The sequence below is a fragment of the Micromonospora sp. NPDC007271 genome, assembly GCF_040634005.1.
GTDB lineage: Bacteria > Actinomycetota > Actinomycetes > Mycobacteriales > Micromonosporaceae > Micromonospora.
Genome location: NZ_JBEYER010000043.1, coordinates 37,329 through 58,503, shown reverse-complemented (window position 1 = coordinate 58,503; position 21,175 = coordinate 37,329). Strand labels below are relative to the sequence as shown.

Annotated in this window: 16 protein-coding genes; 5 read left to right on the top strand and 11 right to left on the bottom strand. The window is 74.6% G+C overall.

The genetic code is table 11. From position 1 onward, the window contains the following. The first annotated feature begins 182 nt into the window (after positions 1-182). The 4 genes from ABZ570_RS17330 to ABZ570_RS17315 all read left to right on the top strand — a co-directional run bounded on the left by ABZ570_RS17330 (position 183) and on the right by ABZ570_RS17315 (position 6,741). Positions 183-977: an MBL fold metallo-hydrolase gene (locus ABZ570_RS17330; protein WP_358063872.1), complete on the top strand. Its 795-nt coding sequence runs from the start codon at positions 183-185 to the stop codon at positions 975-977. Further along, the gene (locus tag ABZ570_RS17325; RefSeq protein ID WP_358063870.1) at positions 974-4,546 is read left to right on the top strand and encodes an adenylate/guanylate cyclase domain-containing protein; all 3,573 of its coding nucleotides are present in this window, start codon (positions 974-976) and stop codon (positions 4,544-4,546) included. The genes ABZ570_RS17330 and ABZ570_RS17325 overlap by 4 nt, the downstream gene beginning before the upstream one ends. Before the next feature lie 173 nt (positions 4,547-4,719). Next, positions 4,720-5,190: a hypothetical protein gene (locus tag ABZ570_RS17320; RefSeq protein WP_358063867.1), complete on the top strand. Its 471-nt coding sequence runs from the start codon at positions 4,720-4,722 to the stop codon at positions 5,188-5,190. 30 nt (positions 5,191-5,220) lie between these two features. Further along, entirely contained in the window at positions 5,221-6,741 is a 1,521-nt protein-coding gene (locus ABZ570_RS17315) for a serine/threonine-protein kinase (protein WP_358063864.1), read from the top strand. Here the strand turns inward: ABZ570_RS17315 and ABZ570_RS17310 are convergent. Continuing rightward, a complete protein-coding gene (locus ABZ570_RS17310) occupies positions 6,728-7,108 on the bottom strand; it encodes a hypothetical protein (RefSeq protein ID WP_358063861.1) in 381 nt (126 codons plus the stop codon). The genes ABZ570_RS17315 and ABZ570_RS17310 overlap by 14 nt on opposite strands. 276 nt (positions 7,109-7,384) lie before the next feature. Here ABZ570_RS17310 and ABZ570_RS17305 point away from each other — a divergent pair, with 276 nt between their 5' ends. Further along, positions 7,385-9,178, top strand: coding sequence for an alpha/beta hydrolase (locus ABZ570_RS17305; RefSeq protein ID WP_358063859.1), 1,794 nt, complete (start codon positions 7,385-7,387; stop codon positions 9,176-9,178). Between the two features lie 216 nt (positions 9,179-9,394). Here ABZ570_RS17305 and ABZ570_RS17300 read toward each other — a convergent pair whose 3' ends face one another. From ABZ570_RS17300 to ABZ570_RS17255, 10 genes are all read right to left on the bottom strand, one after another. Continuing rightward, complete coding sequence (locus ABZ570_RS17300; RefSeq protein ID WP_358063856.1) at positions 9,395-10,141, bottom strand: hypothetical protein; 747 nt, start codon at positions 10,139-10,141, stop codon at positions 9,395-9,397. 77 nt (positions 10,142-10,218) lie between these two features. Further along, on the bottom strand, positions 10,219-11,382 hold the full coding sequence (locus ABZ570_RS17295; RefSeq protein ID WP_358063853.1) for an acyl-CoA dehydrogenase: 1,164 nt from the start codon (positions 11,380-11,382) through the stop codon (positions 10,219-10,221). Continuing rightward, positions 11,379-13,337, bottom strand: coding sequence for a biotin carboxylase N-terminal domain-containing protein (locus tag ABZ570_RS17290; protein ID WP_358063850.1), 1,959 nt, complete (start codon positions 13,335-13,337; stop codon positions 11,379-11,381). Before ABZ570_RS17290 ends, ABZ570_RS17295 begins: the two co-directional genes overlap by 4 nt. Before the next feature lie 11 nt (positions 13,338-13,348). Beyond that, positions 13,349-14,950 carry an acyl-CoA carboxylase subunit beta gene (locus ABZ570_RS17285; RefSeq protein WP_358063847.1) on the bottom strand — a complete coding sequence of 534 codons (1,602 nt, stop codon included), beginning with the start codon at positions 14,948-14,950 and terminating at the stop codon, positions 13,349-13,351. Between the two features lie 55 nt (positions 14,951-15,005). Beyond that, a complete protein-coding gene (locus ABZ570_RS17280; RefSeq protein ID WP_358063845.1) occupies positions 15,006-16,145 on the bottom strand; it encodes an acyl-CoA dehydrogenase family protein in 1,140 nt (379 codons plus the stop codon). Continuing rightward, the gene (locus tag ABZ570_RS17275) at positions 16,142-17,848 is read right to left on the bottom strand and encodes an acyclic terpene utilization AtuA family protein (RefSeq protein ID WP_358063842.1); all 1,707 of its coding nucleotides are present in this window, start codon (positions 17,846-17,848) and stop codon (positions 16,142-16,144) included. The genes ABZ570_RS17280 and ABZ570_RS17275 overlap by 4 nt, the downstream gene beginning before the upstream one ends. A gap of 4 nt (positions 17,849-17,852) precedes the next feature. Beyond that, on the bottom strand, positions 17,853-18,641 hold the full coding sequence (locus ABZ570_RS17270) for a TIGR03084 family metal-binding protein (protein WP_358063839.1): 789 nt from the start codon (positions 18,639-18,641) through the stop codon (positions 17,853-17,855). 30 nt (positions 18,642-18,671) lie between these two features. Then, positions 18,672-19,325: a TetR/AcrR family transcriptional regulator gene (locus ABZ570_RS17265; protein WP_358063836.1), complete on the bottom strand. Its 654-nt coding sequence runs from the start codon at positions 19,323-19,325 to the stop codon at positions 18,672-18,674. 117 nt (positions 19,326-19,442) lie between these two features. Next, positions 19,443-20,186: a metallophosphoesterase family protein gene (locus tag ABZ570_RS17260; protein ID WP_358063833.1), complete on the bottom strand. Its 744-nt coding sequence runs from the start codon at positions 20,184-20,186 to the stop codon at positions 19,443-19,445. 268 nt (positions 20,187-20,454) lie between these two features. Beyond that, complete coding sequence (locus ABZ570_RS17255; protein ID WP_088981720.1) at positions 20,455-21,132, bottom strand: Crp/Fnr family transcriptional regulator; 678 nt, start codon at positions 21,130-21,132, stop codon at positions 20,455-20,457. Positions 21,133-21,175: the final 43 nt, after the last annotated feature.

The following is a 21,175-nucleotide window of genomic DNA, read 5'->3' as shown; positions in this document are numbered from 1 at the left end:
GCCGGAGGGCCGCGTGACCTGGCACACATACGATACGGACCGGTTCCGCCAACCCCCCACCCCCCACCCCACCCCCGTGATCTTGCAGTTTCGGTCGCCGCGAAAGCCGTGAACGACCACAAATCACGGGCCAGAACTGCAAGATCGCGGGGAGTGGCGGGCGGGGTCGTACGATCGCTGCCATGGGCGGGCATGTGACGGGGGCGGTGGGGGCGCTCGCGGATGAGCTGCCGGGCTGGGTGACGCTGCTGCGCGCCCCGAACCCGGGGCCGATGACGCTCGACGGCACCAACACCTGGGTGCTGCGTGCCCCCGGCGCGGAGCAGGCCGTCGTCGTCGACCCGGGCCCGGCCGACGAGGCGCACCTGGCCGCGATCGCGGCGCACGGGCCGGTCGGGTTCGTGCTGATCACCCACGGGCACCCCGACCACACCGAAGGTTCCCCGCGCCTGAGCGAGCTGCTCGGCGGCGCCCACGTCCTCGCCGTGGACCCGGCGCACACCATCGGCGGGGAGCCGCTGACGCCGGGCGCCGCGCTGGACGCCGGCCTCACCATCCGCCTGCTGAACACCCCCGGGCACACCGCCGACTCGGTCTGCTTCCTCGTCGCGCACGGCGACGAGCGGGTGGTGCTCACCGGCGACACCATCCTGGGCCGGGGCACCACCGTGGTCGCCCACCCGGACGGACATCTCGGCGACTACCTGTCGAGCCTGGAGCTGCTCTCGACGTACCGGGGGATCCCGGCGCTGCCGGGTCACGGCCCGGCGCTGGCCGACTGCGGCGCGGCGGCCGAGTTCTATCTGGCCCACCGGCGGGCCCGGCTCGACCAGGTGCGCGCGGCGGTGGCCGAGGGCGCGACCACCGCGCCCGAGGTGGTCGCCAAGGTGTACGCGGACGTCGACCGGTCGCTGTGGTGGGCCGCCGAGTGGTCCGTCCGCGCCCAGCTCGAATACCTCGGGGTGGAGCAGCCGTGACCTGCCCGGTGTGCGGGACCGTCGCCGTACCCGGCGCGCGGTTCTGTCACAACTGCGGTGCTGCGCTGCCGGCCGCCGCGACGCTGCCCGCCGCCGAACGGCGGGTGGTCACCGTGCTCTTCGGCGACCTGTCGGACTTCACCTCCTGGTCGGAGGACCTGGACCCGGAACGCGTCGGCGCCGTCACCGACCGGGTGCTCGCCGCCCTGGCCGGCGCGGTCAAGACCTTCGGCGGGCACGTCGACAAGCTCACCGGCGACGGGATCATGGCGGTCTTCGGGGCCCCCGTGGCGCACGAGGACGACGCCGAGCGGGCGGTCCGGGCGGCACTGTCCATGCAGCGGGCCGTCCGCCGGGTGCTCGACGACGAGCGGGGCGGCGGCGCGCCGCTCGGCCTGCGGGTGGGGCTGAACACCGGCGACGTGATCGCCGGCATCCAGGCGGCGATCGAATACACGGTCATCGGCGACACCGTGAACACCGCCGCCCGGCTGGCCGACGCCGCCGCTGTCGGCGCGGTCTACGCGGGCGCGCGGACCGCCGCGGCCACCCGGCACGTCGCCTCGTGGCGGGCGCTGCGGCCGCTGCGGCTCAAGGGCAAGCGCGAGCCGGTCGAGGCGTACGAGCTGTTGGGCCTCCTGGACGCGCCGGGCACCCGGTCCGGCCTCGGCGACGAGGCACCCTTCGTCGGCCGGGAGACCGAGATCGGCCGGGTCGCCGGCCGGCTCGCCGAGGTGATCGACCGGAGCGAGCCCCGGGTGCTGCTGATGACCGCCGAGGCGGGGATCGGCAAGTCCCGGTTCGCCGCCGAGGTGGAACGCCTCGCCGCCGGCTACGACGTCGGCGCCGGCCGGTACGCGGCGCACACCGGTGCCCGGGTGCTCTCGGTACGCTGCGCCGCGTTCGGTGAGCGCCGCCGGCTGGCCCCGCTCGCCGACCTGGTCCGGGCGGCGGTCGGCCTGCCCAACGACGCCGCCACCGCGGTCACCCGGCCGGCCGTCGAGGAGCGGCTGCGTCGGCTCGGGCAGCGGCTCGGTCGGCTCTCCGGCGACCTTCCCCCGCTCGCCGTCGACCAGTTGCTGGCTCTGCTCGGGTACGCCGAACTCCCCGCCGCCGGCGAGAGCGGCGACTGGAGCGCGGCCGCCCCGCCCCCGGACGCCGAGGCGGTGCCGAACGCGGTGGCCGACCTGCTCAGCGCGCTCGCCGTCGAGGCGCCCCTGGTGATCGTCGTGGACGACCTGCACGACGCCACCGCCGAGACGATCAACGCGCTCGGTCTGGCCCTCTCCCGGCTCACCGGCCCGGTGCTGGTGCTGCTGCTCGGCCGCCCCGAGCTGGTGCGGACCGCCGGCGCGCTGACCCGGGTCGCGGACGCCGAGGTGCACGTGCTGCCTCCGCTGCGCGGTGCCGACGCGGCCCGGCTGCTCACCAGCTACCTCGGCGGCGGCAAGCTGCCGCAGGCCGACGCCGACCGGCTGCTCGCCACCGCGCAGGGCAATCCCTTCTACCTGGCCGAGCTGGTCACCCTGCTGATGGAGCGCGGGGCACTGACCCCGGGCCCGGACCGGAACCCGCCGGCCGGGTGGCGGCTCGCCCCCGGTTCGCTGGGCAGCCGCCTGCTCTCCCGGGACCTGGCCGCCGTGCTCGCGGCGCGGATCGACGCGCTGCCGCCGGACGCCCGATCGGTGCTGCGGGACGCCGCGGTGGTCGGCGACACCGTGCCGACCGGCGCGCTGGAGGCGCTCCGCGAGCAGCGGGTCGGGCGGGACGGCCGCCCGGCGGCGGTGGCCGCGGTCGAGCTGGACCGGGCCGTGGAGGAACTGCTGCAACGCCGCATGCTGCACCGCACCCGCGCCGGGTACGCGTTCGCCACCCCGCTGATGCGGGAGGCCGCGTACGCCGGGGTGAGCAAGGCCGAACTGGCCGAGCGGCATGCCGCGCTGGCGCGTTGGGCCGCTCCGGAGAGCGCCGCCGCGACCCCGGCCGGCGCGTTCACGGAAACCGCCCGGGACGACTTCGTCGCCGAGCACGTCGAGCGGGCCGGGGCGCTCGCCGACGCGGTGAAGCTCCGCCCCGACGCGCCGGCCCGCGCGGTCGCCCCGCTGGGCGTGGCCGCGCTGGGCCGGGCCGCCCGCCGTGCGCTGCGCTCCGGCGAGCCGGCTCTCGCCGTCGAGTACGCCGAACGCGCCGCCGAGCTGGCCCGGGACGGGCTGCCGCTGGCCGACCAGGTGGTGCACGCGCGGGCGCTGCTGCAGATCGGCCGCCCGAGCGACGCGCTCGCCTCGGCCGAGAAGATCGCCGCCAACGCCGGCGACGCGGCGGCCACCCGGGCCAGCGCCCTGCTGCTCGCCGGGCAGGCCCACCAGACCGTGGGCGACACCGACCGGGCGGTGCGCTGTTGGCAGGAGGCGTTGCAGGTGGCCACGGCCGCCGGGCTGCCGGCGATGCGCGCCTCGGCGATGCGCCGGCTCGGCATGGCCGACTTCGTCACCGGCCGGCTGGGCCAGGCGAGCAGCCGGCTGGCCGCCTCCTACCAGGTCAGCCTCGCCGCGAAGGACCTGCGCGGGCAGGCCTGGTCGTTGCAGAACCTGGCCTGGGTGACCACCACCCGGGGCGACTTCGCCGGCACCGACGCGGTGCTCGGTCGGGCCGCCCGGCTCTTCGCCGAGCTCAAGGACCCGTACGGGCGGGCCTGGCTGCGCGGCACCACCGCGTTCGCCCGGCTGCTCGCGGGCCGGCTGCGGGAGGCCTGCCGGATGGCGCGGGTCTTCCTGCCCTTCGGGGAACGGGTCGGCGAGGCGTGGGCGGTCGGCACGCTGCGGGCGGTCGAGGCGTACGCCACCGCCGAACTGGGCGAGCTGGCCGAGGCCGACCGGGGGGCGCGCCGGGCGTACCGGGAGTTCGCCGAGGTCGGCGACGACTGGGGGCAGGGCTTCGCGCTGGTCGTCCGCGGGGTCGTGGCGCGCGGGCTGGGTGCGCCCGAGCACGCCGCCGACCTGCTCACCGACGCCCTCGGATACACCAACCGCACGTCGCACCCGCTGCTCACCGGGATGGCCGGCACGCTGCGCGGCTTCGTGGCCCTGGAACTGGGCGACAGCGAGACCGCCGAGCAGGAGGCGCGGTCGGTGCTGACCACCGTGGAGCCGCACAACCCGCAGGCGCCCGCCCAGGTGGGGCCCCGGGTGCTGCTCGCCATGGCCCGGCTCGCAGCCGGTGACTCGGCGACCGCGGTGGGCCTGCTCGCCCCGGTCGCCACCGCCGCCGCACACACCCCGTCACTGCTCTTCTCCCGGCGCCAGACGCTGGCCCGGTACGCGTCCGCGCTGCTCGCCCACGGCCAGCGGGAACAGGCCCTGGACTGGGCGCAGCGGGCGGTGGCTGTCCCGGCCGAGGACGTCCGGAGCCAGGTGATCGCGGTCTGCGTGCTGGCCGAGGCGCTGGACGTCTGCGGCCGCCCGGTGGAGGCACTGGCCAACGCCGAGGAGGCGGTACGCCTGGCGTACGCCACCGAACAGCGCAGCGAGCGGGCCGTCGCCGACGCTCTCCGCGCCCGCCTGGCCGCCTGACCGCCCCACCACCCCGGCCCCCGCCGTCCTGGCCCCCGCGCTCCGGCCCGCGATCCGTTGTGGACGGGGTGGGGAGGTTTGGCGGTTTCGGGGATGTGGGTGTCGGGGGCGGTCGATACCGTGTGGGGCGAGCAGCAGGCCGCCGGGCGGTGGTCGCGGGTGGGGGAGGAAACATGAGACTGCCGCGTTCGAGCGCCGGCTGGACGATGGCGGTCTTCGGGGTTCTGGCGCTGGTGCTCGGCGCGCTCGGGCTGATCTGGCCCGAGGCCCAGCTGCGCATGCTCGGCTTCACCATTCCGGCCGAGCGCGCTCCCGGCGACTACACCGGCACGTTCCTCACCGCGTCCTCGATGGCCTCGTTCAACATGGGGGTCTACTACCTGCTCGCCGCCGCCACCGAGTGGCGGCCGTTCTACCGGTTCACGGTCTGGTTCCGGCTGGTCACGTTCACCGTTTTCAGCATCGCGGTGCTCTCGGAGGTGGCCCCGGGTCGATTCTTCGGCGTGGCCGCGTGGGAGGGGCTGGGCGCGGTCGCGACGGCCGTCGGCCTCTGGTGGGACGCCCGGCGGTCGGCCGCCGGCGTCGGGCCGGACGGCGACGGCGCCGGGTCGGCCTCCGTGCCGGCGGCCGACTCGGTGCACTGAGCGACCGGGATCGTTGGGTATTTTCGAGCCGTGACCGAGACCTCGCCAGGCGCCCTGCGGCTGCCCATCGTGCCCGGTCTGACCGATTTGGAGGTGTTTGCCCGGGGTGGTTACGCCACCGTCTACCGGGCCACCCAGATCTCGGTGGGGCGCGAGGTCGCGGTCAAAGTGGAGAACCGCACGCTGGACAGCGAGCGGGACCAGGCGCGTTTCCTGCGCGAGGCGCGGGCCGCCGGCAAGATGTCCTCCCACCCGCACGTGGTCGACCTCTTCGACGTCGGGGTCACCGTCGACCAGCATCCCTACCTGATCATGGAACTCTGCGACGGCTCGTACGCGGAGCGGATGCGAAACTCGCCGCTGGGCCCGGCGGAGGCCCGGGACCTCGGCGTCAAGATCGCCGACGCGCTCGCCCACTCGCACGCGGCCGGGGTGCTGCACCGGGACGTCAAGCCGGCCAACATCCTCTACTCCCACTTCAACCCGGCGGTCCTGGCCGACTTCGGGCTGGCGGTGCTGGCCGAGGTGCGCGACGCCTCGGTCACCCTGGAGGTGCTCACCCCCGCGTACGCGCCGCCGGAGATGTTCAACCACAGCCCGCCGTCGCCGGCGGTCGACGTCTACGCGCTCTGCGCCACCCTGTACGCGGTGATGCACGGCCGGCCGCCGCGCTGGCAGTCGGAGCGCAACCCGAGCCTGGTCACCGTGCTGGAGATGTTCCACCAGCCGATCCCCGGCCTGCCCGGCGTGCCCGACGAGCTGATCGACGTGTTGCGCCTCGGCATGTCCAACGACCCGGGAGAGCGCCCGTCCGCCGTCGAACTGCGCGACATGCTCGCCGCGCTCCCGCTCGATCCCGGTGCCGGCTCGGGCCGCGGCCTGCCGGTCTCCGGTGTCCCGGTCAGCCCCGCCCAGAGCACGGGCGCGTACGCCGTGGGCCGTACCGGGCAGCCGGCGCCGCGTACGCCTGCGGAGGACGCCCAGCCGACCGTGCCCGAGCGTGGCCGGCGGTGGGCGCGCCGCTGGTTCCTCGGCGGCGCGGGGGTGCTCGCGCTGGCCGCCTCGGCCGGCGCGGGAGCCTGGCTGGCCGGCGGCTCGTCCGGCCTGGACCGGCCGGCGCCGGTGGCAACGGGCACCCTGGTGCAGGGCGGGGCGAAGGTCGTGCCGGGCTGCGCGGCCGGGGCCGTACGCCTGCCGGCGGGGGCCCGGTGCGCGTCCGAGCTGGAGTGTTTCGGGCCGGTACGGCTGCGCCGTGATCGGGCCGAGGCGACCCGGGTGTCGTGCGACGGCCGGCACACCTGGGAGACGTACGCCGTGGGCGACCTGCCCGCGACGCTGGCCGGGGCGGGTCACACCGCGGTGGTCGCCGACCCGACCGTCCAGCAGGTCTGCAACGTCAGCACCTTCCGGCTCGTCAGCGGCATCAAGGAGGCGGCCGGTTGGAATCTGGAGGTGCTGCCCCCGTCCGGCACGGACCCGGACCGCAGCTACCGTTGCCTGGCCGGGCGAGGCGTGGACGCGCTCGCCGTGCCGACCCTCACCGGTCGCTGAGCCCGTGCGGCGCCCGCTGCTGCCGGACCGCCCGAGGGTCGATCGCCTCCAGTGTGTCGGCGTCCACCCCGTAGCCGCCCGACGCCCGTAGGTTCCGGACCGCGCGGAGGTCCAGCGCCTCCAGCGTCTCGGCGTCCACGCCGCTGGGCGCCGGCCAGTCCTCGGCGGGCACGCCGCCGGCCCGGGCCTGCCGCGCCGAGGTCACCGTCACCCCGGCGACCATCCCGAGCAGTACGCAGACGAGGGCCAGCACCACCGACAGGATGCCCTCGGGGCGCCAGACCATCAGGGCCACCAGCGCCGCCACCGCCGCCAACGACGCGACGACGGCCTTCGCCCGCGCATCGGGCTTCGGGAACGAACTCATTCGACAAGCATGACTCAGGCCCGCCGCCTGTCAACCGGCGGACCCGGGTCGACGGAGCCGTCGACGGGCGAGCCCACTGTGGACGACGGTGAGGTGTGGGGATCGGCGCTCCGCGCAGCGGTGGCGAAAGCGTCGAGCATGAAAAATCCGTTACATCTATCGGCAATCTGTCCCACTGGCCCGTGTTTGTCGGGCGCCCTTCGTTGCCGGTGATCCCTAGAGTGACGGGAGTCGAGGAACCCTCGACCGACCCGTTCCCCACCGGAAGGCGTCCACATGCCACGTGCAATCCGGTCCCTGATCGCAGCAGGGGCAGCCGGCATCGTCCTCGCCGGACCGGCGATCGCGCCCGCGGCCGCGGCCCCGGTCCGCACGCCCCAGTCGCCCGCGTCCGATCGGACCAGCGCCGTCGAGGCCCGCCGGGTCGACCGCGTGCCCACCCCGAAGCTCGGCTGGTACGGCTGCTACGGCTACGCCGAGTGCGCCACCGTCCGGCTGCCGCTCGACTACGACAACCCGAAGGGCGCCACCACCGAGGTCGCGGTGCTGCGGGTCAAGGCCCGCGACCAGAAGCACAAGATCGGCAGCCTGTTCCTGAACCCGGGCGGCCCGGGCGGCTCGGGCACCAGCATCGCGCTCGCCGCGCCGTACTTCCTCGGCGACGACCTGCTCGACCGCTTCGACATCGTCGGCGTGGACCCGCGCGGCGTCGCCGCCAGCGACAACATCAAGTGCTTCCGCTCCGTGAAGGACCAGACGAAGGCGTACGCCGGGCTGAACGTGGCCTTCCCGTGGACCAGGGCGGAGGAGAAGGCGTACGTCGCGTCGGCCAAGGCGGTCGGGAAGGGGTGCTCGACCACCGGCAAGCCGCTGACCGGCGCGGCGTCGACCGCCGAGGTGGCCCGGGACATGGACGTGCTGCGCCGCGCGGTCGGCGACAAGAAGCTCACCTACCTGGGCTTCAGCTACGGCAGCGCGTTGGGCCAGTACTACGCCAACATGTTCCCGGACCGGGTCCGCGCTCTCGTGATCGACGGTGTGCTCAACCCGAACGCCTGGATCGGCCAGGGCAACGCTCGCCACCAGCTCCAGGAGACCCGGCTGCGCAGCGCCGACGGGGCGTACCGGGCGCTGCACGAGATCCTGGTCCGGTGCGCCGAGGCCGGCGCGGAGCAGTGCACGCTGGCGGCCGCCGGTGACCCGGTCGCCACGTACGAGACGGTGGCGAAGCGGTTGCGCAAGAAGCCGGCGGTGATCGACGACCCGGTGTACGGGCAGTTCACGGTCGGCTATGCCGACTTCATCGGCGCGTCCCTCGGCGCCCTCTACAGCCCGTACGGTTGGACGGACATCGTGGGCATCACCGAGGAACTGCTGATGCTGACCGACCCGGCCGCGGCGTCGGCCGCCCGGGCGCAGGCCCGCACCGCCCTGGCCCGGCGGGCCGTGCAGGCCCGCCAGCAGCGCGGCTACGACTTCCCGTACGACAACGGGCTGGAGACCTTCCTGACGGTGGACTGCACCGACGCGTACCACCCGACGGACGCGGGTGCCTGGCCGGCGCTCGCCGCCGCGGAGGACAGGCGGGCCCCGTACTTCGGCCGGCTCTGGGCCTGGGGCACCGCCCCCTGCGCCCGCAACACCTGGACGGTACGCGACGAGGACGCCTACACCGGCCCGTTCAACCGGCGTACCAGTGCTCCGGTGCTGGTCGTCGGCAACTACTGGGACCCGGCGACCAACTACCAGGGCGCGGTCAGCTCGGCGGCGCTGCTGCCGAACAGCCGGCTGCTCAGCAGCGACAGCTGGGGGCACACCGCGTACGGCACGTCGGACTGCGCGACCGGCGCCATCGACGCGTACCTGCTGAAGGTGAAGTTGCCGGCGAAGGGCACCGTGTGCGTCGGTGACGCGCAGCCGTTCGTGGAGGTACCGGAGGCGCCGGACGAGCGGGCGACCGCGTCGAAGAGCGCCCTCGCCCAGCGGGGCGAGCCGGGCCGGGGCGAGCCGAAGCGGCTGCCGCCCGTGGTCGCGCCGCTGCCGGCGCTCGGCACGCTGACCGTCCGCTGACGGGCACCCGGGGTACGGCGGGCGATCGGGCGCCCGCCGTACCCCGGGCCGGTCAGCCGAGGGTGTTGTTGGCAGCTGAGCAAGCCGTGCCGCGGGGGCGAGCGGCGCTCCGCAGCCACCGATAGACGCGATCTTGGATGAAACGGCCCTTCCTGGGGCCGCGTCATTCCAGGGTCTCCAGAGAACGCCGGTCGCGCGGTTTGCTGACGGTCCGCGTCAGACGCCTTCCTCGTTCAGTGCGTCACGCAGCAGATCGGCCAGTTCGGCGGCTTCGGTCAGCTCGTCCGCGACCGGGGCCACCGCGCTGGCCACCGCGGCCTCCCACAGCAGCCGCCCCGGTGTGCCGCCGACCAGCCAGCTTCGCAGCGTCCGCTCCGCCTCCTCGGACAGCGAACCACCCCACCTCCAGGAATCGAGAACCTCGGCCAGCTGCCGGGCGGGCTCTTCGCCCGGCAGCTCTGCGAAGTCCGCGAGGTACGGGCCGACGTCGAGGCCGAGCGTGGCGACCGCGTCCAGCAGGTCCCAGGCCGGATTGGTGGACGGGAAGGACGTGAGGGTCCAGCGCCACCACGCCCGAAAGAACTCCTCGACCGCGGTCCGCTCGGCGGGCGACCGGTCCTGCCAGCGCCCGTGGATGCGGTAGGCGACCGTCTCCGGCGACCACCAGTGCGTCATCTCCCCGCCGGCGTATGCCTGCAGGAGCCGGGGCACCAGGTGCGGTAGCTCGGTTCCGTTGCCCCAGGTGCCCGGGTTGGACAGGTAGATGCCGAGCTGGTCCGGGGCGAGGTCGCGCAGCGGGGTGCGTACGAAGCGGCCCACCACCTCCGGGTCGACGCAGTGCTCGCAGGCTTCTTCCATGTCGGGTGGCAGGGGATGGTGGGCGAAGGCGGCGTAGAGCCGCTCGGTCGCCCGCTCCAGGTCCGGCGGGAACATGCCGCCAGTCTCGTCGGCTCGCAAGGTCACGTCGAGTGGTATAGATCTTGGCGGTGAGTGGCCCCTCCAGGGGCCGTTTCCGTCCACGATTCCCGCGGGAATCCGGGTCAGTACGACTTCTCCTGGTTGAGGACTTGCTGGGCGACGAAGTTGAGGATCATCTCCCGGCTGACCGGGGCGATCCGGCCGGCCCGTACCGCGCCGAGCAGGGTGGCCACCCCGTACTCGGTGGTCATGCCGGCCCCGCCGAGCGCCTGGACGGCGGTGTCCACGGCGAGCGCGGCGGCCTCGCCGGCCGCGTACTTGGCCATGTTGCCGGAGACGCCGGCCTCCAGGTCCCGGCCCGCGTCGTACCGGGTGGCCGCCTTGTAGATCATCAGACGGGCCAGCTCCACCTGCACGGCGGCGTGCGCGAGCGGGTGCGCGACGCCCTGGTGGGAGCCGATGCTCCGGCCGCCCCACACCCTCCGGGTGGCGGTGTACGTGCTGGCCCGTTCGATCGCGTACCGGCCGGTGCCGGCGCCCATCGCGGCGACCGTGATCCGCTCCGGGTTGAGCCCGGAGAAGAGCGCCGGCAGCCCGGCGTCGAGGGAGCCGCCGACCAGCGCGTCGGCGGGCAGCCGGACGTCGTCCAGGTAGAGCAGGAACTGGTTCTCCGGCGAGACGATCTCCAGGTCCAGCTTGGACCGGGTCAGCCCCGGGGCGTCGGTGGGCACGATGAACAGTGCCGGCTTCAGCTTGCCGGTCGTGGCGTCATCGGTACGGGCCACGACGAGCACGTGCTGCGCCTCGTCGACCCCGGAGATGTAGCACTTGCGACCGGAGAGCAGCCAGTCGTCGCCGTCGCGGCGGGCCACCGTGCCGAGCCGGTGGAAGTTCGAGCCGGCCTCCGGCTCGGTGATCGCGAAGACGATCTTCCGGGAACCGTCGGCGAGACCGGGCAGGTGCTGCTTGCGCTGCTCGTCGGTGCCGTGTTTGGTGATGACGGTGGCGGCGATGGCGGGGGAGACCACGAGCAGCAGCAGCGGGCAGCCGGCCGCGGCCAGTTCCTCGCAGACGAGGGCCAGTTCGGTGATGCCGCCGCCCCCGCCGCCGTACTCCGTGGGGATGTTGACGCCGAGGTAGCCGAGCCGGCCGGCCTCGTGCCACAGCTCGGTGGTGTGCTCGCCGGCCTTCGCCTTCGCCACGAAGTAGTCGTGGCCGTACCGGCGGCCCAGCGCGCCGACGGCGTCGCGGAGCTGCTCCTGCTCGGGTGTGAGGTCGAAGTTCATCGGGGGCCCTCCGGTTGGTTGAGCACGGCCAGCACGGCACCGGTGTCGACCTGGGCACCGGCCGGCACTGGCAGCTCGGCGACCACGCCGTCGGTCGGGGCGAGCACGGGGTGTTCGAGCTTCATCGCCTCCAGGGTCAGCAGCAGGTCACCGGCGGCGACCCGCTGACCGACCGCGACGTGCACCCGGGCGACCGCGCCGGGCAACGGCGCGAGCAGCGACCCGGCCGCCGGCTCCGCGGTGGGCAGCGGGAAGCGGGGCAGCTCGGTGAGGCTCGCCGCCCCGTCCGGGCCGTCCACGAAGACGGCCGACCCCACCCGGTGTACGCGGAACGCCCGCCGCAGCCCGTCGACGTCGAGGACGACCCGGTCCGGGGTGGCCTCGACCAGAGTGACGGCCGACACCGAGCACTCGGCGAGCGCGCCCGTGCGGTCCAGCCGGTACCGGACCTCGATCTCGCCGCCGTCCGGCCCGGTGAACCGGGTGACCTGCGGGACGGCCGGCACGTTGCGCCAACCCGACGGCAGCCCGGCGAGCACCGGCGCGGACGCCCGCCGCCCGGCGGCGGCGGCGAGTGCGGCGGCCAGCGCGACCAGGGGGAGCTGCTCCGGCGGGAGCAGGGGGGCGAAGACCTCCGGGTGCCGGTCGAGGAAACCGGTGTCGATCTCCGCGGCGCCGAACGCGGGGCTGCGCAGCACCCGGACCAGCAGGTCGCGGTTGGTGGGCACCCCGTGCAGCTCGGCCCGGGACAGCGCGCCCGCGAGGGCCCGGGCCGCCGCGGCACGGGTGGGGGCCCAGGCGACCAGCTTGGCCAGCATCGAGTCGTAGTGCACGCTCACCGTCGCGCCGGCCACCACGCCGGAGTCGAGCCGGAGCCCGCGAAGCGGGGCGAACTCGCCGGCCACCCCGGGGATGGCGAAGCGGTGCAGGGTGCCGGTAGCCGGCCGGAAGCCCTGGGCCGGGTCCTCCGCGCAGAGGCGTACCTCGATCGCGTGGCCGTCGGTGCGTGGGGCCGCCGCCAGCGGCAGCGGCTCGCCCTCGGCGACCAGCAGTTGCAGCCGGACCAGGTCCAGCCCGGTGACCGCCTCGGTGACCGGGTGCTCCACCTGGAGCCGGGTGTTCATCTCCAGGAAGTGGAACTCCCCGTCGGGTGCGAGCAGGAACTCGACCGTGCCGGCGCCGACGTACTCCACTGCCCGGCCGGCGGCCACCGCGGCCGCATGCAGCCGTTCCGGCAGCCCCGAGGCGAGGACGGCGGGTGCCTCCTCGACGATCTTCTGGTGCCGGCGTTGGATCGAGCAGTCGCGTACCCCGAGGGCCACCACCGTGCCGTGGGTGTCGCCGAGGATCTGCACCTCGACGTGCCGGCCGCGTTCGACGTACGGCTCGATGAAGACCGTGCCGTCGCCGAACGCCGCCGCCGCCTCCCGACGCGCGGAGGCGACGGCCGCGGCGAGCCCGGCGGCGTCGCGCACGATCCGCATGCCCCGCCCGCCGCCGCCCGCAGTCGCCTTCACCAGCACCGGGAAACCGGTGACCTGGTCGGCGTCGGTCCAGGTGGGCAGCATCGGCACGCCCACGTCGGCGAGCAGCGCCTTCGCCGCCAGCTTGTCGCCCATCGCCGCGATCGCCTTGGCGGGCGGCCCGACCCAGGCCAGCCCCGCGTCGGTCACCGCCGCCGCGAACTCGGCGTTCTCGGCGAGGAAGCCGTAGCCCGGGTGGACGGCGTCCGCGCCGGACCGGCGGGCCGCGGCCAGGATCGCCTCGATCCGCAGGTACGTCTCGGCCGGCGCGTTCCCGGGCAGGCGTACGGCCCGGTCGGCCTCGGCGACGAAGGGCGCGCCGGCGTCCGCGTCCGAGTACACGGCGACGGTCTCCACGCCGAGCGTGCGGCAGGTGGCGAAGATCCGGCGGGCGATCTCGCCCCGGTTGGCCACGAGAAGTCTCTCGATCACAGATCCGCCCCTCACAGCCGGAAGACGCCGAAGCCGTCGGCGCCCCGGACCGGGCCGTTGTGGATCGCCGACAGGCAGAGCCCGAGGACGGTACGGGTGTCCCGGGGGTCGATCACCCCGTCGTCGTAGAGCCGCCCGGAGAGGAAGAGCGCCGCGGACTGGGACTCGATCTGCTGCTCGACCATCGCCCGCATCGCGGCGTCGGAGTCCTCGTCGTACTCCCGGCCCCGGGCGGCGGCGGCCTGTCGGGCCACGATGGAGAGCACCCCGGCGAGCTGCGCCGGGCCCATCACCGCCGACTTCGCGTTCGGCCAGGTGAACAGGAACCTCGGCTCGTACGCCCGGCCGCACATGCCGTAGTTGCCGGCGCCGTACGAGGCACCCAGGTTGACCGTCAGGTGCGGCACGGTCGAGTTGGCGACCGCGTTGATCATCAGAGCGCCGTGCTTGATGATGCCGCGCTGCTCGTACTCGGTGCCGACCATGTAGCCGGTGGTGTTCTGCAGGAAGACCAGCGGGGTGTCGGCGGCGTTGGCGAGCTGGATGAACTGGGCCGCCTTCTGCGCCTCCTCGCTGAACAGCACGCCCCGGGCGTTGGCGAGCACGCCGACCGGCCACCCGTGCAGCTCGCCCCAGCCGGTGACCAGCGCGCTGCCGTAGCTCGGCTTGAACTCGTCGAAGGCGCTGTCGTCCAGCACCCGGGCGAGCACCTCACGAGGGTCGAAGGGCACCTTGAGGTCGGCGCTGGCGACGCCGAGCAGCTCCTCCGGGTCGTACCTCGGTGGCCGCGGGTCCGCGGTACGCGGCGGCGGCCCCTGCTTGCGCCAGTTGAGCCGGCGTACGCACTGCCGGGCCAGCCGGATGCCGTCCCGCTCGTCCTCGGCGAGGAAGTCGGCCAGACCCGACCGCGTGGCGTGCATGGCCGCCCCGCCCAGCGACTCGTCGTCGGTGACCTCGCCGGTGGCCATCTTCACCAGCGGCGGCCCGGCCAGGTAGACCTGCGAGCGGTCCCGGATCATGATCGTGTAGTCGGACATGCCGGGCACGTACGCGCCGCCGGCGGTGGCGTTGCCGAACACCACGCTGACCGTGGGGATCTTCGCCGCGGAGAGCCGGGTCAGGTCGCGGAACACCCGTCCGCCCGGGATGAAGATCTCCGCCTGGGTGGGTAGGTCGGCACCGGCCGACTCGACCAGATTCACCATCGGCAGCCGGTTGGCCAGGGCGATCTCGCCGGCCCGCCGGGTCTTCGCGAGGGACCACGGGTTCACCGCGCCGCCGCGTACGGTCGGGTCGTTGGCGACGACCAGGCACTCCACACCCTCGACCACCCCGATGCCGGTCACCACGCTGGCGCCGACCGGGAAGTCGGTGCCGTAAGCGGCCACCGGGGACAGCTCCAGGAACGGGCTGTCCGGGTCGAGCAGCAGCTCGATCCGTTCCCGGGGGAGCAGCTTGCCGCGCCGGTGGTGCCGGGTCACGTACTTCTCGCCGCCGCCGGCCCGCGCCTGGTCGAGCGCGGCGTCCAGTTCGGCGAGGCGGGCCAGCAGGGCCGCCCGGTTGGCCTGGTAGGCCGGCGAGGACGGGTCGAGCCGACTGTCCAGTGTGGTCACAGCGGCTCCTTCGTTCGTGACTGCGGGGCTCGCAGACCCGGCTCACTCCTCGCACTCACAGCCCCATGCCCTTCGCGATTATCTCGTTCATGATCTCGGTGGTGCCGCCGCCGATGCCGAGGATGCGGGCGTCCCGGTAGTGCCGTTCCACCTCGGCGTCGCGCAGGTAGCCGAAGCCGCCGTGCAGTTGCAGCGCCGCGTCGACCACGTGGTCGCAGGCCGCCACCGCGACGTTCTTCGCCATCGCCACCTCGGTCACCACCGGTTGGCCCGCCGCGACCCGGGCGGCCACGTCGTGCACGTACGCCCGCGCCGCCTCGGCCCGGGTGTGCATCTCGGCCAGCCGGTGCCGGATCAGCTGCCGGTCGGCCAGCCGGCGGCCGAAGGTGGACCGGTCGCGGCACCACCGGAGGGCCAGCTCGACGCAGCGCTGCGCGGTCGCGTACGCCTGCGTGGCCAGCGACAGCCGCTCGGTGGCGAAGTGCTGCATGATCGTGATGAAGCCGGTGTCCTCCGGGCCGACCCGGTTCGCCACCGGCACTCGCACGTCGGTGAAGGCCAGCTCGGCGGTGTCCGAGCAGTGCCAGCCCAACTTCTCCAGTCGCCGGCCGACCGTGAAGCCGGGCGTACCCTTCTCGATCACCAGCAGGATGAGCTCTCCGGACCCGGGAAGGTCGGCGCACACGGCGGTGGTCACGAAGTCGGCCCGCACCCCGCTGGTGATGTACGTCTTCGACCCGTTCACCACGTAGTGGTCGCCGTCCCGGCGGGCGCAGGTGCGGATGCCCGCCACGTCGGAGCCGCCGTCCGGCTCGGTGATCGCCAGCGCGCCGATCATCGTGCCGGCCAGGGTCGGCCGGACGTACCGGTCGATCAGGTCGTCGTTCCGTGCGGCCACCATGTGGGGCAGCGCGATGCCGTGGGTGAACAGGGCCGCGACCAGCCCGGACGAGCCACCCGAGCGGATCATCTCCTCGGTGACCACGATCGAGTCGAGCAGGTCACCGCCGCTGCCGCCGACCGACTCGGGAAAGCCGATGCCGAGCAGCCCCGCCTTCGCGGCGGTTTCGTGCAACGACCGGGGCACCTCGCCGGCCCGCTCCCAGTCGTTCAGGTACGGCAGGACCTCCTTGGTCACGAAGGCGCGGGTCAGCTCGCGGAGCTGCCGGCGTTCCGGGGTGTCCACGATGGTCACGGCTGCTCCTTCCCCGGGATCGGCGCCCGGCCGGTGGGCAGGTCGGCCGGCAGGTCCACGACCCGGGAGCGGAGCAGTTCCCCGAGCGCCTTGGCCTGCGGGTCGAACCGGGTCGAGGCGGCCACGCCCTGGCCGAGCAGCCCCCGGAGCACGAAGTTGACGGCGCGCACGTTCGGCAGCTCGTACCGCTCCACGGCCAGCGGGGCGGTCTCGGGCAGCAGCTCGGCCAGCCGGTCGACGGTCAGCCAGCCGCGCAGCCAGGCCCAGGTCGCGTCGGTCCGGGCCCAGACGCCGAGGTTGGCGTCCCCGCCCTTGTCCCCCGACCGCGCCCCCACCAGCTCACCCAGCGGCCCGCGCCGCGTCGCGTGCAAGGAAGGGCCCCCGGTTAACGGATTCTGTTGTACAGGGGGCCCCTGCAAACACCTGCCGGGCGGGGGTGGGATCGGGACCCGGGTGCCGTCCGGCAGCACGGCGACGTGGGCGACCGCGTTCTGCGGCACCGTGTCTGCCGTGAAGACGCCGTAGGGCGTCGCGTCGCCGGGCGGGGTGGTCAGCGTGCAGCCCGGGTAGGAGGTCAGGGCCAGCTCCACCGCGGCCGCCGAGAAGGCCCGCCCGGCCCGCGCCCGGTCGCCGTCCCGCAGGTGTACGTGCAGCAGCGCACTCGCCGTCTCGGTGTCGACGGCGTCCGGATGATCGGTCCGGGCCAGCACGAACTCCAGCCCTTCCGGGCCGATCGCCTCCTCCAGTTGGGCCCGGACCAGGGCGGCCTTGGCCGGGACGTCCAGCCCGCAGAGCACGAACGTCATCGAGTTGCGGAAGCCGCCCAGGTGGGTGACGCCCACCTTGAGCGTGTCCGGCGGGGGCGTGCCGCGGACCCCGCTGACCCGTACCCGGTCCGGGCCGTCCGGGCGCAGCCGCACCGTGTCCAGCCGGGTCACCACGTCCGGCCCGAGGTACGCCGGCCCGCCCACCTCGTACAACAGCTGGGCGGTGACCGTCTCGACGGTGACCGCGCCCCCGGTGCCGGGGTGCTTGGTGAGCACCGACGAGCCGTCCGGGTGGATCTCCGCGATCGGGAAGCCGGGCCGATGCCCGCCGTCGGGCAGCTCCGTGAAGAAGCTGAAGTTGCCGCCGGTGACCTGCGCCCCGCACTCGATCAGGTGCCCGGCCACCGTGGCCCCGGCCAGGGCGTCCAGGTCGTCCCGGCCCCAGCCGAAGCGGGCGATGGCCGGGCCGACGGCCAGCGAGGCGTCGGTGACCCGGCCGGTGACGACCACGTCCGCCCCGGCGTCGAGGCAGGCCGCGATCCCGAACGCCCCCAGGTACGCGTTGGCGGTCAGCGCGTCCGGCCGGTGGAGGGCGTCGCCCTCGACGTACCCGATCCGGACGGTGAGGCCGAGCCGGTCGGCGAGCGCGCCGATCGCGGCGGCCAGGCCGGCCGGGTTGAGCCCGCCGGCGTTGGCCACCAGCCGCACCCCCCGGTCGAGCGCGGCGCCGAGGATGTCCTCCAACTGCCGGAGGAAGGTCTTCGTGTAGCCGAGGGCGGGGTCGCGCATCCGGTCCCGGCCGAGGATCAGCATGGTCAGCTCGGCCAGGTAGTCGCCGGTCAGCACGTCCAGGCCGCCGCCGTCGAGCATCTCCCGCCAGGCGGAGAAGCGGTCGCCGTAGAAGCCGGAGGCGTTGCCGACCCGCAGCACCGTCATGCCGTCACCCCGCCGCTCCGGCCGCGGCGCGCTTGGCACCGGGTGGTCCGGCGAACACCTGGGCCACGTCGAGCCACTCGTCGGCGATCGGCCCGGTGGCGACCAGGGCCAGGTCGGCGCGGTGCCGGCGCTGGGTGACCAGCAGGCAGAAGTCGAGCGCCGGGCCGGTGACCCGGTCGGCCGCGTCCGCCGGCCCGAACGCCCAGGTCTCCCCGTCGGGCGCCACCAGCTCCACCCGCACCGGCACCGCCGGCACCGGACGGCCGTGGGCGGCGAAGCCGTGCCCGAGGGTACGGAAGCCGAGGTACGCGACGTGCCGCAGCCGGGCGGTCGGGGCGCGCCGGACGCCGAGCGCCTCGGCCACGTCCTCGCCGTGCGCCCAGGTCTCCATGAGCCGGGCGGTGGCCATCGAGGCGGGTGACATCCTGGTCCCGTACCAGGGCAGTTTCCTGCCGGGCGGCGCGGTGGCCAGGGCCGCCGCGAGCGTGGCGCGGCCGTGCCGCCAGCGGGCCAGCAGCTCGGCCGGCGGGGCGAGGAACGACTCCGCGCCGTCGTCGACCAGGCGTGCCAGGTCCGGCGTGGCCGTGACCGAGGCGTAGAAGGCGGCCTCGTCGGTGGCGGCGAGCTGGGCCACGTGGTCGGTCCAGGCCAGGTGGGCGATCTGATGGGCGACCGTCCAGCCCGGGGCCGGTGTGGGCCGGTCCCACTCGTCGGGTGGCAGTGCGGCGACGATCGCTTCGAGCTGCTCGGACTCGGCGGCCAGATCCGCGAGCAGCGCTGCCAGGTCGACCATGGTGCCTCCGGGGGATGGGCCGGTCAGGGATCAGGGCTGCTCGCTCCCGGACGCCGCGCCGGAGCGCGGTGGGCCGTCGTCGGGCGTGAGCAGGCCGGCGAGCTGGCGCTTCCAGGTGTGCAGCAGAGCGGTACGGCGAGCCGAGTCGTCGCTGAGCAGGTTGGCCACGCCGAGGCCGCGGAGCAGGTCGAGGGTCACCTGCACCGTCTCCCGTACGCCGGGGCGGCGCTCGTCCACCCCGAGCAGCTCGACGGTCAGCCGGTGCATCTCACGGCCGACCCGGGCTTCGAGCGGCACCAGGGCGTCGCGCAACTCGGCGTCGGTGCGGGCGGCGACCCACAGCTCCAGGGCGGCGACGAAGAGCGGCCCGGTGAAGGCGGCGGCGAGCAGGTCGACCACCCGGTCCAGGCGGCGCGGGCCGGCCGGCACGGCCTCGGCCTCGGCGCGCAGCTCCGCCGCCCGGCGTTCGGTGAGATGGGTGACAGCGGCGGTGACCAGGGCTGCCCTGGTCGGGTAGTGGTGCAGCTGCGCGCCCCGGGAGACGCCGGCCCGGGCCGCCACGACGGTGGTGGTGGTGCCGGACCAGCCATGCTCGACCAGGCACTCGACGGTCGCCTCGAGCAGCCGTGCCTGGGTGGCGCGGCTGCGTTCCTGCTGAGCGACGCGGGTCGATGCGGCGGGCACGGGGACAGCGTCCCGTCCCCGAAACAAACAGTCAAGACTGACTTTTTCCGACCGCGTAACGCCGGTGGGGACAGGTATGGGTCCGAGCCGCTCCCGTGAGGAGCGACGGCCGGGGGATCAGCGGCCGTCGCGGGGGCCGAAGACGGCGAGGGCGTCGAGGTCGCTGTGCCGGGAGCGGAGGTACTCGTCGGCCCAACCGGCGGCGTCCGGGAAGGCCGACTCGGCGGCCACCCGGGCGCAGGCGGCATCGACGTCGTACCGCGTCCGGCGCAGCTGCACGCCCGGGCCCAGCAGCGCCCACCAGGCGCCCACCCCGCCGTACGGCATGCCGACGCTGCCCGTGTTGACCACTAGCCGGCGGTCGACCAGCCGGGTGAACGGCATGTGGGTGTGCCCGCAGACCACCGTCTCCACCTCGGCCGGCACCCCGGCGAAGACCTCCGTCCAGCGTTCGGGCCGGGAGTCCACCAGCACGACCTCCTCGTCGTCGCGCGGCGTGGCATGGCAGAAGAGCACCTCGCCAAGGCCGGCGACCGGCAGGGTGACGGTCAGCGGCAGGGCGGCCAGCCGGGCAACCTGGTCGTCGCGGAGCTGGTCGGCGGCCCAGTTCGAGACGTCGATCGGCGATTTCCGGCCGGCCCGCGCCTCGACGAGCTCCCGGTCGGCGTTGCCACCGACCCAGCACGCCCGATCGCCCAACGCGGCGAGCCGGTCCAGCACCTCGACCGGCTGCGGGCCGGCGGCGAGGTCACCGGTGAGCACGATCAGGTCGGCCGAGGCGACGTCCGGCTCGGCCAGCACGGCCTCCAGCGGTGGCAGCGCCCCATGGATGTCGGAGAGGACGGCGACACGTTCGAACATCGCTCCACCGTGGCCCCGGCCCCCCGCGACGTCCAGCGATTCTGCGCCGGGCAGACGGCGCGGCGTTGCCGCCGCTGCGTAGCGTGGGCGCCGGCGCCCCGGGCGGCGCCCCGGGCGGCGCCCCGGGCGGCGCGCCGGGCGGCGCCCCGGCCAGGGCGTGGGGAGGCGACGGTGACGACCAGGGCCGCGCCGACGACCGCGGGCCCGATCGCGGACGAAACCGGCCCGGCCGGCGCGAGCGCGCAGGCCGGGCGGTGCGAAGGAGGCGTCAGACCCGCGCGCGGCGGGCCAGGCGCTCCGGGTCGAGGATGATGATGCTCTTGCCGTCCAGCCGGAGCCAGCCGCGCGAGGCGAAGTCGGCGAGGGCCTTGTTGACGGTCTCCCGGGAGGCGCCGACCAACTGGGCGATCTCCTCCTGGGTGAGGTCGTGGGTCACCCGCAGCACACCGCCGTCGCGGGTGCCGAACCGGCCGGCCATCTGGAGCAGGTTCTTGGCGACCCGGCCCGGCACGTCCGTGAAGATCAGGTCGGCCAGCGAGTCGTTGGTCCGGCGGAGCCGGCGGGCGAGCACCCGCAGCAGTTGCTCGGCGATCTCGGGCCGGTTGTTCAGCCAGGGCCGCAGTGCCTGCTTACGCAGCCGCACCAGCCGGGTGTCGGTCACCGCGGTGGCCGTCGCCGTACGCGGGCCGGGGTCGAAGAGCGACAGCTCGCCGACCATGTCCGAGGGGCCCATCACGGCGATCAGGTTCTGCCGGCCGTCCGCCGCGCGGCGACCCACCTTGATCTTGCCGGACAGGAGGATGTAGAGGCTGTCGCCGGGCTCACCCTCGTTGAAGACGACCTCGCCCTTGCGGACCTCGAGCGTCTCCATCTCCTTGGCGAGCGCCTCGGCAGCCTCCGGGTCGACACCCTGGAAGATCCCGCTGCGGGCCAGTACCTCGTCCATCGCGCACCTCCGCCTGCGCATGCCGTCCGTCGGCCGGGTCCGC

Bases quoted from the DNA above. Each gene is read 5' to 3' on its own strand.
- ABZ570_RS17320 (WP_358063867.1), top strand. From the start codon at position 4,720: ATGAGACTGCCGCGTTCGAGCGCCGGCTGGACGATGGCGGTCTTCGGG.
- ABZ570_RS17255 (WP_088981720.1), bottom strand. From the start codon at position 21,132: ATGGACGAGGTACTGGCCCGCAGCGGGATCTTCCAGGGTGTCGACCCG.
- ABZ570_RS17330 (WP_358063872.1), top strand. From the start codon at position 183: ATGGGCGGGCATGTGACGGGGGCGGTGGGGGCGCTCGCGGATGAGCTG.
- ABZ570_RS17310 (WP_358063861.1), bottom strand. From the start codon at position 7,108: ATGAGTTCGTTCCCGAAGCCCGATGCGCGGGCGAAGGCCGTCGTCGCG.
- ABZ570_RS17260 (WP_358063833.1), bottom strand. From the start codon at position 20,186: ATGTTCGAACGTGTCGCCGTCCTCTCCGACATCCATGGGGCGCTGCCA.
- ABZ570_RS17305 (WP_358063859.1), top strand. From the start codon at position 7,385: ATGCCACGTGCAATCCGGTCCCTGATCGCAGCAGGGGCAGCCGGCATC.
- ABZ570_RS17275 (WP_358063842.1), bottom strand. From the start codon at position 17,848: ATGACGGTGCTGCGGGTCGGCAACGCCTCCGGCTTCTACGGCGACCGC.
- ABZ570_RS17270 (WP_358063839.1), bottom strand. From the start codon at position 18,641: ATGGTCGACCTGGCAGCGCTGCTCGCGGATCTGGCCGCCGAGTCCGAG.
- ABZ570_RS17295 (WP_358063853.1), bottom strand. From the start codon at position 11,382: ATGAACTTCGACCTCACACCCGAGCAGGAGCAGCTCCGCGACGCCGTC.